This window comes from Agromyces sp. NPDC052230 (assembly GCF_040679595.1).
Lineage (GTDB): Bacteria > Actinomycetota > Actinomycetes > Actinomycetales > Microbacteriaceae > Agromyces.
On record NZ_JBFAVC010000009.1, the window covers coordinates 132,556 to 146,598 of the forward strand.

Here is a 14,043-nt window from a genome sequence, read left to right on the forward strand (position 1 = left end):
CGACACGATCGAAAGAGCGATTTCCCATGACCAACGCAACCCCGGGCACGGCTGTGCCCGCAATCCAGATCTCCGGCCTCCGCAAGCACTACGGCTCCGTGACCGCCCTCGACGGGCTCGACCTCCGCGTCGAGCGGGGCGAGGTGCACGGCTTCCTCGGCCCGAACGGCGCCGGAAAGTCCACCACCATCCGCATCCTCCTCGGCCTGCTGCGCGCCGACGGCGGGGAGGCCCGGGTGCTCGGCGCCGACCCGTGGTCGTCGGCGGTCGGGCTGCACCGCCGGCTCGCCTACGTACCCGGCGACGTCGAGTTGTGGCCGAACCTCACCGGTGGTGAGGCCATCGACCTGCTCGGCCGACTGCGCGGCGGCATCGATCGCGCCCGACGCGACGAGTTGTGCGACCGCTTCGACCTCGACCCGCGCAAGAAGGGCCGCACGTACTCGAAGGGCAACCGCCAGAAGGTCGCCCTGATCGCCGCTCTGGCCAGTGACGTCGAACTCCTGCTGCTCGACGAGCCGACGGCCGGGCTCGACCCGCTCATGGAGGCGGTCTTCCAATCCTGCATCCGGGAGGTGACCGCCGCCGGACGCACCGTGTTGCTCTCGAGCCACATCCTCGCTCAGGTGGAGGTGCTCGCCGACCGGATCTCGATCATCCGGAAGGGCGCCGTCGTCGAGAGCGGAAGCCTGCGCGAACTGCGGCACCTGACCCGGACGAGCGTGTCCGTGATCACCGAGCAACCCGCCGACCTGATCACGGCCCTGCCGGGCGTGCACGAGGCGCGCCACGACGGCGAGCAGCTGTCGTTCGACGTCGATGGCGACGCCATGCCCCAGGTCATGCGGGAGCTCGCGTCGCTCGGCGTCACCACCATCACGGCGACTCCGCCGACCCTCGAACAGCTCCTGCTGCGCCACTACGGCGACGAGCTGGCGGCCGGCGTCGGCAACGGCGGCGCGGGTTCGGTCGCAGCGGCGGGGGTGGCACGATGAGCACACCCACCACGACGGCCGCCGGCACGCGCCGGTCGTCGCCGTCGCCTGCCCCGGCCAAGCTCCCGGCGCGGCCACTTGCCGGGTTCCGCTCGCTGTTCCGGTTCATGCTGCGACGCGACCGCATCCGGTTCTTCGGCTGGACGCTGGGACTGACGCTCCTGCTCGCGTACTTCGCGAACGTGCTGCAGATCGTCTTCCCGACACCCGAGGACCTGCAGGCATTCGCGGCGTTCTCCTCGAACCCGGCCGCCACCCTGCTCATGGGCCCGGGGTTCGGCTCCGAGGCGATCACGCTCGAGCGATTCCTCGCCGGCACCTACGGAATGTACCTCATCATCGGCGCGTCGCTCATGAACATCCTCACGGTCACCCGGCATACGCGGGTCGAGGAGCAGTCGGGCCGAGCCGAGCTCGTGCGCGCCAACGTCGTCGGCCGCCACGCTCCACTCACGGCGGCCCTCGCCGTGGCCGTGCTGATGGACGTCGTGGTCGCGGTACTCATGGGCGGGATGCTCGCCGGCATGGGGTTCGACGCCGGCGGTTCGATCCTGTTCGGCGCGAGCGTCGGCGCGGCCGGCCTCGCGTTCGCCGGCATCGCCGCGACGTGCGTGCAGCTCACCGAGTTCTCGCGCACGGCGTCGGGCATCGCCGGCGCCATCATGGGCGGCGGGTTCCTGTTGCGCGGCCTCGGCGACATGTCGGCCGCACAGGGCGGTGGACTCGACTGGATCTCGTGGCTCACTCCGATCGGGTGGTCGCAGCAGACCGCACCGTACGTACATGACCGCTGGTGGCCGCTCGCGATCTCGATCGCCTGCTTCGTGGTGTTCACCGCGATCGGGTACGCGTTCTCGGCGCGCCGCGACCTCGCCGCGGGCCTCGTGCCCGCCCGTCGCGGATCGGCGTACGCCCCGGCCTGGCTGTCGAGCCCGTTCGCGCTCGCGTTCCGGCTGCAGCGGGCGAGCCTCATCGGCTGGAGCCTGTCGTTGTTCGCCGGCGGCCTCGCGTACGGAGCATTCACGCAGGCGATGATCGACGGATTCTCGGATGCCCCGCCGGAGCTCCTGGTGCTCTTCGGCGGCGAGGAAGACCTGCTCACGGGATACCTCGGGCTCATGGGCCTCATGTTCGCGATGTTCACGACCGTGTACGCGATCCTCGCCATGCAGTCGCTCCGCAGCGAGGAGTTCGACGGCCGCACCGAGCCGGTGCTCGCAACAGCGGTGAGCCGGCCGGCGTGGCTCGGCTCATGGACCGCAGTGACGGCGCTCGGCGTCGCCTGGCTGCTGTTCGCGGCGGGCCTCGGCGAGGCGATCGGCGCCGCGACGAGCACCGGCGAGGGCGCCCTGTTCGGAGACGTGCTGCTCGGACATGTGGCCCACGCGCCGGCGGTGTGGACGACGCTCGCGATCGCGGCGCTGCTCTACGCGGTCGCGCCGCGCCTCGTCCCGCTCACGTGGGCGGTGTTCGGATACGCGTTCCTTTTCGGGTTCTTCGGGCCGATGCTCGACGTTCCCGACGCCATGGTGCAGGCATCACCGTACGAGCACATCGGTGAGTACCCCGCCGAGGAGATCTCGGTGTCGGCGGTCCTCGTGCTCACGGCGATCGCCGCCGCGATCACGGCACTGGCGCTCGCCGCGTTCCGGCGCCGCGATCTCGTCACGGCCTGACCGGTCGGATGTCCCGACGGCATCGGCCGCGTCGCTTCGGCGGCGCGGCCGGTAAGTGTCAGGCCGGCTTGCGGCCGCGGTGCAGGGCCACGATGCCCAGGGCGAGGTTGCGCCACTCGACGTCGACCCATCCCGCCTCGCGCAGCCACCCGGCGAGCGTGCGCTGGTCGGGCCACGCCTCGATCGACTCATGGAGGTACTCGTAGGCGGTGTCGTTCGAGCTCGAGAGCTTCACGAGCGGCGGCATCACGTAGCGCTGGTACGCGTGGTATCCGGCGCGCACGAATCCGACCGGGGGGTGCGAGAACTCGCACACCACGAGCCGTCCGCCGGGCTTCGTGACCCGGAAGAACTCGGCGAGCGCTTTCTTCGGCTCGTTGACGTTGCGCAGTCCGAACGAGATCGTGACGGCGTCGAATTCGCCGTCGCCGAACGGCAGGTTCGTGGCATCCGCTTCGACGAAGACGAGGTTCGGCACGCCGGCCTGGCGGCGACGCCCGACCTCGATCATGCCGGGCGAGAAGTCGGCGGCGACCACGGATGCCCCGGACCGCGCGAGGCTGGCGCTCGAGGTGCCCGTGCCGGCCGCGACGTCGAGGATCCGCTCCCCCGGCTTCGGCGCGACGGCCCGGGTGGTGGCGACCCGCCAGAGCGGCGCGTTGCCCATCGAGAGCACGGTGTTGGTGCGGTCGTAGCGAGCGGCGACCCGATCGAACATGGCCGACACCTGGCTGGGATCCTTGCCGAGATCTGCGCGCGTCATCTTTCGAGTCTACGGTCGACACCCCACCGCCGACCGATGGAACCTGCGAGGGCCCTGTGACGTTCCATACGCAGGAATGCATCTCGTCGCCGGTGCGTTTGCCCTGACAGGCACGTATCGAGACGGGCGACCCCGCCCGCTGAGGAGGAAACCACATGCAGGCCATCTGGAACGGCGCGGTCATCGCAGAATCCGACGAGACGATCGTCGTCGAAGGCAACCACTACTTCCCGCGCGAGTCGATCGACCCGAGCTACTTCGTGTCGAGCGAGAACCACACCGTGTGCCCCTGGAAGGGCACGGCGAGCTACTTCCACGTCGAGGTCGACGGCAAGCGCAACCCGAACGCCGCCTGGTACTACCCGACCCCGTTGGCGGCCGCCTCCGAGATCACCGACTACGTCGCGTTCTGGCACGGCGTCGAGGTGCGCGAGGAACTCGCCGCCTGATCCCGAAAGTGCCCACGACGGTTTGACGGCTCACGACGTCATGCGCGCGTCCTCCAGGCGCCGAAAGGTCGTCACGATGTGGGCGAGGCCCGCACGTCCGGCCCCGCGGACGGCGCGACGTAGGCTGGTGCGGTGAACCACACGGATGCCTCGGCGTCGCACACTGCCGTCACCCGGCTCGTCGTGCGCACCGAACCGGTCGACGAACTCGCCCCGCTGATCCCACGCGCCGACCCGCGGCATCCGCTGCTCTGGATGCGACGTGGCGAGGGCATCGTGGGCCTCGGCGAGACGCTCCGCATCGAGACGAGCGGCCCGAGCCGCGTCGAGGACGCCGCCGCGGCGTGGACCTCGCTCGCATCCCACGCCGACGTCGACGACCGCGTCGGCCTGCCCGGCACGGGCCTCGTGGCGTTCGGCGCGTTCGCGTTCGCCGACGACTCGGCCTCGACGAGCGTGCTGGTGGTGCCCGAGCTTGTGCTCGGCCGGCGCGAGGGGCGCACGTGGGTGACGCGCATCTCGCTCGCGACGGGCGGCGACGGGGCAGCGGATGCCGCGGCATCCGTCGCCCTCGAGATCCCCGAGCCGACGCCCAAACGCCGGGTGCCGCGCGTGACATTCACGCCGGGCGCCCTGCCGCCCGACGCCTACGAGGCGGCCGTCGCCGAGGCCGTACGCCGCATCGACGCGGGCGAGCTCGCGAAGGTGGTGCTCGCGCGCCAGCTCGTGGGCGAGCTGCACGAGGAGGACGGCCTTCGCGCCGTCATCAACCGGCTCGCCGAGGACTACCCCGACACGTGGGTGTTCGCCGTCGACGGGCTCATCGGCGCGAGTCCCGAGACGCTCGTGCGCGTCGACCACGGCACCGTCTCGGCGCGGGTGCTGGCGGGAACGACCTCGCGGGGTGCGGGCGAGGCATCGGACCGCGAACGCGCGGCCACGCTCGCGGCCTCGCCGAAAGACCTGGCAGAGCATGCGCTCGCCGTCGCGAGCGCCGTCAAGCGGCTCGCGCCGCACACCGCACGTCTCGACGCGAGCCCCCAGCCGTTCACGTTGCAACTGCCCAACCTCTGGCACCTCGCCACCGACCTCAAGGGCACGCTGGGCGACGGGTCGAGCTCGCTCGATCTCGTGAAGGCGGTGCATCCGACCGCGGCCGTGGCCGGCACTCCCCGACGCATCGCGCTGCGCACGTTGGCCGAGCTCGAGGGCTTCGACCGCGGGCGGTACGCCGGCCCCGTGGGCTGGATCGACGGCGGCGGCGACGGCGAGTGGGCGATCGCGCTGCGATGCGCGCAGGTCGATGCCTTCGGCACCGTCTCGGCATATGCCGGATGCGGCATCGTGCATGACTCGCTGCCGGCCGACGAGCTCGCCGAGTCGGTCATCAAGTTCCGGCCCATCGTCGAGGCCTTCGGCGGCTGAGGCTCCGGGCCGCCGACGGAGCAGGTCAGCTCGCCTCGAGCCGGGCCTTCTCAGCCTCCACATCGAAGTCGGCCAGCGGCCAGTCGAGTCGCATCGCCTCGAGCGCCTCGATGAGCAGGTGCTGCACCGCGAGGCGCGCGTACCACTTTCGGTCGGCCGGCACGACGTACCACGGCGCGTGCGGCGTGGTCGTGCGCTCGAAGACGGTCTGGTACGCCTCCTGGTACATGGGCGCGTGCATGCGCTCGTCGATGTCGCCGGGATTGAACTTCCAGTGCTTGTCGGGACGCTCGAGCCGGTCGCGCAGGCGCTCCCGCTGCTCGTCCATCGAGATGTGCAGCATGACCTTGATGATGGTGGTGCCGGATGCCGCGAGCTCGGCCTCGAACTCGTTGATCGCGTCGTAGCGGCGCTCGATCTCCTCGGGCGGCGCGAGCTCGCGCACCTTGGCGACCAGCACGTCCTCGTAGTGGGAGCGGTCGAAGACGCCGATCATGCCGCCGTCGGGCACGCGCTTGCGGATGCGCCACAGGAAGTCCTGCGCGAGCTCCTCCTCGGTGGGCTTCTTGAAGGCCGCGAACTGCACACCCTGCGGGTCGACGGCGCTCATCACGTGCTTCACGATGCCGCCCTTGCCGGCGGTGTCCATCGCCTGCAACACCAACAGGATGCGGCGCGGGTCGTCGCCCATCTGGTTGCCGGCGAAGAGCTTCTCCTGCAGTTCGGCGAGGATCACCGCGCCATCGGCGAGTGAGGTCGTGGCATCGGACTTGTCGCCCTCGAACCCGGGTGTGGCTCGCGTGTCCACATCGGCGAGCATGAATCCCTGTCGCACCCGCAGCACGTCGGACGGATCAGTCGCCCAGTATGTCTCGAGACCCACGGTGTTCCCCTCGTCGCGGCGTCGTCGCCCCGTCTCCGCGACGATCACCGTCCCCTATCCTGACGGACCGCACCGGTCCGGCGTCAATGGCTTGCGCGCGTCTCGATACGCTCGCTGCGTTCGCCAATCGACCGTCGGAGGCATCCGACCACCGGGATCAGCGGGCGAGCGGCACCTCGACGATGCCCGGACCGGTTACCGCCGTGCCGAGCGCCTCGTCGAGTTCGCCGCGCGTCGCGGCGCGGGCGTAGCTCCATCCGTACGCCTGGGCGAGCGCGGCGAGGTCGACGTGCTGCGGCGTGAACTGCACCCGGTCGAACGCTTCGGTCGACGCCGACGCGGCCACCTCGAGTGCGTCGAAGATGGTGCCGCCGCCGTCGTTGCCGACGATGACCTGGATGCGCGGGCGCGGCTCACCGTCGCCGAGCAGGAGCGACCCGACGTCGTGCAGCAACGTCAGGTCGCCGACGATGGCCCGGGTCACGCCGACGGCGGCGGACTTCGCGCTTCGAGAAGGCGACTGGCTCGCGACTGCGATGCCGAGCGCCGTCGCGATCGTGCCGTCGATGCCCGCGAGCCCGCGGTTCGCGTGCGCCCGGATGCGCCGTCCGGGCACAGCGCGATCGGCGTCGCGGATGAGCCGGGATGCCCCGAACACGAGCCGGTCGTGGGGCCAGGTCGCCGCCCACACCGCGTCGACGAGCATGCGCCGCGTCACGGGCGCGCGCACCACCTCGAGTTGGGCGCGCATGTACTCGCGTTGCGCCACGAAGTCCGACACGTGGCCGGTCTCGTCGATGCCGCTCTGCACGGATGCCGCCTGCGGCAGCCCCTCGGCGACGAGCACGCGGCTGGCGCGCACCCATCGCCCGACCCAGGCTCGGTCTTCGGCTGACTGGGGCTGGGCCTGCGGGCGCCTGCGCACCGCGCGCTCGAAACGCTTCACCCGCCGCCCCGGGTTGAACCACTCGATGCCCGACGGGGCGACGGCGATGGTCTCGACGCCGTCGCGTTGCACGAGCGCCGGCACCTCCCGCGAGAGCGTCGGATGCCCGAACACGACGACGCGCTCGACGAGATCGCCGAAGCCCGGCTCGCGCAGGAGCTCGCGGTAGGCGACGACGAGGTTCGGTCCGAAGTGCGCGCCGCTCGTGACCTCGGCGATGAGCGGCCAGCCCCCGTCGCGCGCGAACTCCTCCGCAGCCGGTCCGGCACCGGCTCCGGCCACGACGATGGTGCGCGGACCCGGCTCGATGAGTGCCCCGGCCACGTGCGGAGCGTCCACGACTCCCGCGGATCGCGGAGCGGCCGAGGCATCCGGCCGCTCCTCGGAATCCTCCGCCACCAGGGCCGCGTCCAACGTGATCACGGCCGACAGCGGCTCGCGGTACTGAAGGTTGAGGTGCACGGGCCCCGGCCCCGGGTGCGGTACGAACTCGCCCGCCGAGTCGCGGCCGAGTGCCGCGGCGACGGCATCCCGCGCGAGGGCGGCCGCGGCATCCGTCTCGCCTGGCTCACCCTCGGGAGCGCCGACGTCGCGCTCCAGCCGCAGCGCTCCCGCGAAGATGCCTGGCTGCATGGTCGTCTGGTTCGAGCGGATGCCGCGGAGTTCCGCCGGGCGGTCGGCCGTGCACACGATGAGCGGTACGCCCGAGTGGTGCGCCTCGAGCACCGCAGGGTGCAGGTTCGCGACGGCGGTGCCCGAGGTGGTCACGACGACCGCCGGATGCCCCGACTCCACGGCGGTGCCGAGGGCGAAGAACGCCGCGCCTCGCTCGTCGATGCGCACGTGCAATCGGATGCCGCCGACGCGCTCGAGTTCGGCGGCCGCGAGCGCGAGGGCCTGCGAGCGGGAGCCGGGCGCGACCACGACGTCGCGCACACCGGCCTCGACGAGGGCGCGGAGGAGCGCCATGGCGGCATCACTCGCGGGGCTCCGTCGAACGCTCGGCGTCGTCGGAGCCTCGGGATCAACCATTCGGTCGTCCGGCAGGTCCCGTCTCGCCCGGGGCGTCGGGGGCGTCGGGCCGCTTGCGATCCTCACCCTTGGTCGTGCCTGCGGCATCGCCGAGATGCGGTTCGTCGTCGGCGTCGAGGTCGGCGAGCTCCTGCTCCATGCGGCGGATGCGCTCGTTCTGTGCGGCGTCTTCGCGGAGCTGACGGAGGAACTCGGCGTCGTCATCGGGAGCGAGCGTGCCGCCCGCCCGAGAACCGACCCGATCGATGCGGCCACGCCCGATGACGAACCAGAGCGCGCCGCCGATGATCGGCACGAAGATGATGACGACGATCCACCATCCGCGGCTGAGGCCGCGGATTCGCGTGCGGTCGAAGAAGGCGCAGTCGGCGATGGCATAGATCGTGAAGACCACGGCTGCAATGCCGAGCACGAAGAGCCACCGGACCATCTCCCCAGTCTAGGCGCGTCGGCCCGCTCGCGGCTGTGAGAGTACTCAGCGGAAGGCGACCTACACTGTGAGGGTGAAGTCCCTGCCCGTCTGGTTCTGGTACACCGTGCTGCGCATCGTGCTGTTCGCGGTGCCGCTCGCCGTGCTGCTCATCGCCGGCGTGGACCCGTGGGTCTCAGCCGCCGTCGCAGCCGTGTTCGGTTTCAGCGCATCGCTGATCTTCCTCCGGCGCCAGCGCGAGTCGATCGCGACCGACCTGTACGCGGCTCGCCACCGGGAGACCCCGGTCGTGCACGTCGACGACGAGGTGGAGGACGCCGTCGTCGACGCCGCCCCCACCGAGCGTCGCGACCCGGCGGCCTGACCGCCCGGCCCCCAACTCGTGCGTTAGCTTGTGCAGGAGAATTGCGGCGAGGGCTCCACTCAGGCAGGCACGGGGCCCATTTTCCTGCACGAGCTTCAGCCATCCGGCGCCAGCGGTCAGAGGGCGAAGACGAGCCCCATCCCGACCCCGTAGGCGAGTGACGTGATGCTCGCGAGTTGGAGCGCGAGGAGCAGTTCGCGAGGGGTCCGCCCCCAGAGCACGATGACGCACGCCGGCACCGCGATGAACAACGCGAACAGCACCAGCACCGCAGTGGGGTAGAGCAGGGCGAAGAACCCGGTGATCCCAAACGGCACGAGCATGAAGATCGTGAACAGGATGCGACCCGCGAGCGGCCCGACGAGCACCGCGAGGGTGCGCTTGCCGGCCGCGCGGTCCTGCTCGACGTCGCGGAGGTTGTTGGCCATGAGCACGGCGCACGCGATGAATCCGACGCCGGCCCCGCCCAGCCACGCCTCGGTGTTCACCGTGAGCGCCTGCACGTAGGCGCTGCCGATCGTCGCCACGAGTCCGAAGAACACGAACACGAAGAGCTCGCCGAGCCCGTAGTAGCCGTACGGCCGCTTGCCGCCCGTGTAGAACCAGGCCGCGACCATCGCCACGGCGCCGAGGGCCAGCATCCACCACTGCCCGGTCACGATGACGAGCGCGAGACCCGCGATGGCGGCGAGCGCGAAGAAGCTCAGCGCCACGGCGAGCACGTGCCGCGGCTTGGCCGCGCCCGAGCCGGTGAGCCGCGCCGGGCCGACCCGATGCTCGTCGGTGCCGCGCACGCCGTCGGAGTAGTCGTTGGCGTAGTTGACCGCGATCTGCAGCGCGAGGGCGACGACGAGGGCGAGCAGGGCGCGGGCCGGATGCCACGGCCCGTCGGGTATGGCCACGACACCCGCTCCCGTGCCGAGCGCGACGGGCGAGATCGCGAGCGGCAGCGTGCGGATGCGGGCGCCGGCCACCCAGTCGGCGACCGTCGCCGGGCCGCGTGCGGCCGTCGGAGCGGTCGTGCGCTTGGCGGGGTTGCCCGAGCGTCGGCGCGCGTTGGCGCGGACGTCGGCGGGATTCATGCGCTGCGGTTTCGGGCGTGCCACACCGACATGCTAGTTGCGCCGGTCAGCGCACGTCCTTCACGGCGTCGAGGTATCGGGCGACCACTTCGAGCTCGTCGACCGTGAACTGCTCATGCACGCGCTGCATGCCCTCGAGGATGGCGGCGTACGGGTCGTCGTCGCCGCCCCGACCCACGCCTTCGGCGAGCTCGGGACGAACCCGCACGACGACCCGCCTCCGATCGCTCGGGTCGGTCATGCGCTCGATGTAGCCGTGGCCCTCGAGCCGGTCGAGCACGCGCGTGGTCGTGCTGGTCGGCAGCTCCGTCTGCTGGCTGACCTCCCCCGCGGTCATCGGGGCGCCGTTGCGCGCGATGAACCCAAGCGCCTGCAGGTCGACGACGTTGATTCCCATCGCACGGGCGATGCGCTCGTTGGTCATCACCGACGACGCGATCACGAGCTGGAGAAGGCCGACGATGCGCCCGCTGACCTCGGCCTTGCTTGACATCGGTGCTCGCACTCCTTATCGTTCCCGTAGTGGGATAATCCCATCACGGAAGTTTTCCAGATCGGAATGAATTCAGCATACGAAAGGACGGCCGGAATGGCCACCACACCGCGCCGAGGCCTCGCCATCGGCGTCCTCCTGTTCGCCTCCTTCATGGACCTGCTCGACGTCACCATCGTGCAGGTCGCGCTCCCCTCCATCGGCGCCGACCTCGGGGCATCCGAGGCCCAACTCGAATGGATCGTGAGCGGCTACCTGCTCGCCTTCGCCGTGGCGCTCATCACCGGCGGTCGGCTCGGCGACCTGTTCGGGCGCCGTCGCATGTTCCTGATCGGAATCGGCGGGTTCACGCTCGCCTCTGCCGCGGCCTCGTTCGCGTGGTCGGGCGACGTGCTCGTCGTCACGCGCATCGCCCAGGGTCTCTTCGCGGCGCTCATGGTGCCGCAGCTCCTCGCCTCGGTGCAGGCGCTGTTCTCGCCGCGCGAGCGCGCTCCGATGTACGGCCTCATCGGCGGAGTGGCGGGCCTCGCCGCGGTCGCCGGGCCGGTGCTCGGCGGGTGGCTCGTCGACGCCGACCTGTGGGGCCTGGGATGGCGGACCGTGTTCCTCATCAACGTCCCGGTCGGGATCGTGATCATCGCGCTCGCTGCGCGGGTCGTGCCCGAGACGCGCTCGCCCCGGCCGATGCGACTCGACCTCGTGGGTGTCGTGCTGCTCAGCGCCGTGGTGCTGGCGTTCATGGTGCCACTCGTCGAGGGCCAGACGCTCGGCTGGCCCGCCTGGCTCTGGCTGCCGGTGGCCGCCGGCGCCGTGCTGCTCCTCGGGTTCATCGGCTACGAACGGCGGCGCATGCAGCGCGACGGCTCGGCGCTTCTGCCCATGCCGCTGTTCGCCGATCGCGGCTTCTCGGCGGGCATCGTCACGCAGGCCGCCTTCCAGGGCGCCCTGAACGCGTTCACGCTGCCGTTCATCATCTACCTGCAAGCCGCGCTCGGTTTCGATGCGCTCGCCGCCGGACTCAACCTGCTCGCCTTCAGCCTCGGGGCGCTCGTCGGCACGGGCGCGGTCATCCCGCTCGTCCCGCGCATCGGCAAGTGGCTCGTCACCGCGGGGTCCGCGCTGCTTGCGGCGGGTGTGCTCTGGGTGTTCACGATCGTCGCCGACACCGGAAGCACGTTCACCGGCTGGGCGGCGGTCTGGCCCATGCTCCTGGCCGGTTTCGGCCTGGCCCTGCTCATCATCCCGCTCATCGACGTCGCACTGGCCACCGTGCCGGTCACCGATGCGGGCGCGGCATCCGGTGCCTTCAGCACCTTCCAGCAGCTCGGCGCCGCGTCGGGCATCGCGGTCTCGACGACCGTGTTCTTCACCGTGGTCGGCGATGACTGGAGTCGGGCGCACGTGCTCGAGGCGCTGCAGGCATCGGTCTGGGTGTCGGTCGCGGGGTTCGGGATCGCCGCCCTCGCGAGCCTGCTGCTACCGAACCGCCGGCAGGTGCAGGCGCACCTCGATGAGGCGAAGCGCCTGGCCGAACTCGACGCCGAAGCGGATGCTGTGCAGACGGTGCGGGCGGCGCCTGTGGTGTGACCACCGCCGCCCGCCGCCGTCCCGCCGCCGCCCCGCCGCCACGCTTGTGGCTACAATGAGCACATGAATGTGGCCACATCGAAGATCGGGATCCGCGAGCTGCGCGACACGCTCAGTCGGCAGCTCGCACGGGTCCGGGAGGGCGAAACGGTCGTCGTGACCGATCACGGCAAGCCGATCGCTCGCATCGTCCCCATCGAAGCCGAGTCGCCGATCGAGCGGATGATCACCGAGGGGTTCGCCCGGCCGCCGTTGCGCCCGAAGGCAACGCTTCCGACTCCGATCACCGCAGCGGGCATCGTCTCCGATCTCATCGCCGAGCAACGGCGGTGATCGCGTACCTCGATACCTCGGCGATCATCCCGTTGATCATCGACGAACCCACCTCGGCGCGGTCTCGGCGGGTGTGGCTCTCGGCCGACGAGGTGGTCGTGAGCCTCCTGGCCTACGTCGAAGCAGCGGCCGCGCTCGCTCGCGCCGAACGGATGGGGCGCCTCGACGCAGACCAGCATCGGGCTTCGATGGTCACGCTCGAGAGCGTCTGGGGCTCTGTCGTCGTCGTCGAACCCCGCGAGGACACGGTGCTCCATGCGGCCGCACTCAGCCGGCGCTTCGGACTTCGAGGGTACGACGCCGTGCACTGCGCGACCGCGGTCGAGGCGTCGAGCGACGACTTCGTGGGCGTCTCCGGAGATCGCGACCTGATCGCGGCCTGGCAAGAGCTCGGCCTCGCGACCATCGATACCAACGGTGCCCGATCCCACTAACTCGAGAGCAGCGACTCGAGAGCGCGACGGTCTGGCTTGCCAGAGGCGAGCAGCGGCATTCGGTCGACGAGTTCGAGGCGCACCGGGCGGGCGGCGGGCGGGAGACCCGCGGCGTCGGTCGCGCCGGTGAGGGCGTCCAGTGAATCGGATGTCGCGGCGGCTTCCGTGCGCGACGCAACGACCGCCGGCCGCTCACCCCACTCGGCATCGACCACGCGCACGACGACGGCGTCGGCGAAGCCGGGCAGGGCTCGGACGGCCCGTTCCACCTCCCCGAGCCCGACCTTCACGCCGCCCGAGATGATCACGTCATCCGTGCGTCCGAGGATGCGGAGCGTGCCGTCGTGCTCGAGTCGGCCGAGGTCGCCCGTGCGGTACCAGCGCGTCCCGTCCGCTTCGGTCGCGAAGGCAGCCGCACTGCGGTCAGGATCACCGAGGTATCCGTCAGCGAGCATCGGCCCCGACAGCTCCACGGCGCCGTCGACGATGCGCACCACGACGCCGTCGAGAGGACGCCCGTCGTAGACGCATCCGCCCGACGTCTCGCTCGAACCATATGTGCGGGTTACCCGCGCGCCGAGCAGGTCGGCGGCGACGATGAGCGAGGGCGGTGCGGCCTGACCGCCGAGCAGGATGCGATCGAACGACCGCAGCGCCTCGGCGACCTTCGGATCCGTCTTCGCCGCGTCGACGAGGCGGCTGAGCTGCACCGGCACGAGCGACGTGTACCGCGGTTGCGCGTCATCGAGCCGAGCGGATGCCGCCGCGAACGCGATCGGGTCGAAGTGCTCGCCGTCGAGCACCACGGGTTCGGTGCCCGCGACGAGGGACCGAACGAGCACCTGCGCGCCGGCGATGTAGTGCGCCGGGAGCGCGAGCAGCCACTGCCCCCGGCCTTCGAGCGCCGCCTCGGTCGCCTCGGCGCTCGCGCGCAGCGCCGGCGCCGAGAGCAGCACGCGCTTCGGGGCATCCGTCGATCCGCTCGTCTCGACGACGAGGGCGATCGCGTCGTCGACCCCGGTACCGACGTCGGTCGAGGAGCGACCCCCGGGCGCGACCGGCCAGACGGCGGGTCCGCCGTCGAGCGCGGCGTGCAGCGCACTCGTCACCGCCGCGACATCCGACGCCAGAACCCGTCTGAGCGGTTTCAT

General features: G+C 71.1%; 15 protein-coding genes. 8 read left to right on the top strand and 7 right to left on the bottom strand.

All coding sequences use genetic code 11. The features are described from left to right. Positions 1-26: 26 nt before the first annotated feature. Together AB0K73_RS18775 and AB0K73_RS18780 are read left to right on the top strand one after the other, a co-directional pair. A complete protein-coding gene (locus AB0K73_RS18775; RefSeq protein WP_360518174.1) occupies positions 27-995 on the top strand; it encodes an ABC transporter ATP-binding protein in 969 nt (322 codons plus the stop codon). Then, the gene (locus AB0K73_RS18780) at positions 992-2,671 is read left to right on the top strand and encodes an ABC transporter permease (RefSeq protein WP_360518177.1); all 1,680 of its coding nucleotides are present in this window, start codon (positions 992-994) and stop codon (positions 2,669-2,671) included. The genes AB0K73_RS18775 and AB0K73_RS18780 overlap by 4 nt, the downstream gene beginning before the upstream one ends. A 58-nt stretch (positions 2,672-2,729) precedes the next feature. Here the strand turns inward: AB0K73_RS18780 and AB0K73_RS18785 are convergent, their stop codons facing one another. Beyond that, complete coding sequence (locus AB0K73_RS18785; RefSeq protein ID WP_360518180.1) at positions 2,730-3,434, bottom strand: class I SAM-dependent methyltransferase; 705 nt, start codon at positions 3,432-3,434, stop codon at positions 2,730-2,732. 155 nt (positions 3,435-3,589) lie between these two features. Here AB0K73_RS18785 and AB0K73_RS18790 point away from each other — a divergent pair, with 155 nt between their 5' ends. Both AB0K73_RS18790 and AB0K73_RS18795 read left to right on the top strand, forming a co-directional pair. Then, positions 3,590-3,883: a DUF427 domain-containing protein gene (locus AB0K73_RS18790; RefSeq protein WP_360518183.1), complete on the top strand. Its 294-nt coding sequence runs from the start codon at positions 3,590-3,592 to the stop codon at positions 3,881-3,883. A 132-nt stretch (positions 3,884-4,015) separates the two neighbouring features. Further along, on the top strand, positions 4,016-5,308 hold the full coding sequence (locus tag AB0K73_RS18795; RefSeq protein WP_360518186.1) for a chorismate-binding protein: 1,293 nt from the start codon (positions 4,016-4,018) through the stop codon (positions 5,306-5,308). A gap of 25 nt (positions 5,309-5,333) precedes the next feature. Here the strand turns inward: AB0K73_RS18795 and AB0K73_RS18800 are convergent, their stop codons facing one another. The 3 genes from AB0K73_RS18800 to AB0K73_RS18810 form a co-directional block, all read right to left on the bottom strand. Next, entirely contained in the window at positions 5,334-6,128 is a 795-nt protein-coding gene (locus AB0K73_RS18800) for a PPK2 family polyphosphate kinase (RefSeq protein ID WP_360518360.1), read from the bottom strand. A gap of 220 nt (positions 6,129-6,348) precedes the next feature. After that, the gene (menD, locus tag AB0K73_RS18805; protein ID WP_360518189.1) at positions 6,349-8,106 is read right to left on the bottom strand and encodes a 2-succinyl-5-enolpyruvyl-6-hydroxy-3-cyclohexene-1-carboxylic-acid synthase; all 1,758 of its coding nucleotides are present in this window, start codon (positions 8,104-8,106) and stop codon (positions 6,349-6,351) included. Positions 8,107-8,161: 55 nt separating this feature from the next. After that, a complete protein-coding gene (locus tag AB0K73_RS18810) occupies positions 8,162-8,599 on the bottom strand; it encodes a PLDc N-terminal domain-containing protein (protein WP_360518192.1) in 438 nt (145 codons plus the stop codon). A 73-nt stretch (positions 8,600-8,672) separates the two neighbouring features. On the opposite strand from AB0K73_RS18810, the gene AB0K73_RS18815 reads away from it, so the two are divergent. Next, positions 8,673-8,963, top strand: coding sequence for a DUF4229 domain-containing protein (locus tag AB0K73_RS18815; RefSeq protein WP_360518195.1), 291 nt, complete (start codon positions 8,673-8,675; stop codon positions 8,961-8,963). 116 nt (positions 8,964-9,079) lie between these two features. Here AB0K73_RS18815 and AB0K73_RS18820 read toward each other — a convergent pair whose 3' ends face one another. Both AB0K73_RS18820 and AB0K73_RS18825 read right to left on the bottom strand, forming a co-directional pair. Beyond that, positions 9,080-10,045, bottom strand: coding sequence for a 1,4-dihydroxy-2-naphthoate polyprenyltransferase (locus AB0K73_RS18820; RefSeq protein ID WP_360518363.1), 966 nt, complete (start codon positions 10,043-10,045; stop codon positions 9,080-9,082). A gap of 46 nt (positions 10,046-10,091) precedes the next feature. Next, positions 10,092-10,538, bottom strand: a complete 447-nt coding sequence (locus AB0K73_RS18825; protein ID WP_360518198.1) for a helix-turn-helix domain-containing protein — start codon at positions 10,536-10,538, stop codon at positions 10,092-10,094. Positions 10,539-10,634: 96 nt separating this feature from the next. Here AB0K73_RS18825 and AB0K73_RS18830 point away from each other — a divergent pair, with 96 nt between their 5' ends. The 3 genes from AB0K73_RS18830 (at position 10,635) to AB0K73_RS18840 (ending at position 12,892) form a co-directional block, all read left to right on the top strand. After that, positions 10,635-12,125, top strand: a complete 1,491-nt coding sequence (locus tag AB0K73_RS18830) for an MFS transporter (protein WP_360518201.1) — start codon at positions 10,635-10,637, stop codon at positions 12,123-12,125. Positions 12,126-12,188: 63 nt separating this feature from the next. Further along, the gene (locus AB0K73_RS18835; RefSeq protein WP_360518204.1) at positions 12,189-12,458 is read left to right on the top strand and encodes a type II toxin-antitoxin system prevent-host-death family antitoxin; all 270 of its coding nucleotides are present in this window, start codon (positions 12,189-12,191) and stop codon (positions 12,456-12,458) included. Next, a complete protein-coding gene (locus AB0K73_RS18840; RefSeq protein WP_360518207.1) occupies positions 12,455-12,892 on the top strand; it encodes a type II toxin-antitoxin system VapC family toxin in 438 nt (145 codons plus the stop codon). Before AB0K73_RS18835 ends, AB0K73_RS18840 begins: the two co-directional genes overlap by 4 nt. Here the strand turns inward: AB0K73_RS18840 and AB0K73_RS18845 are convergent. After that, positions 12,889-14,043, bottom strand: coding sequence for an AMP-binding protein (locus AB0K73_RS18845; protein WP_360518210.1), 1,155 nt, complete (start codon positions 14,041-14,043; stop codon positions 12,889-12,891). The genes AB0K73_RS18840 and AB0K73_RS18845 overlap by 4 nt on opposite strands.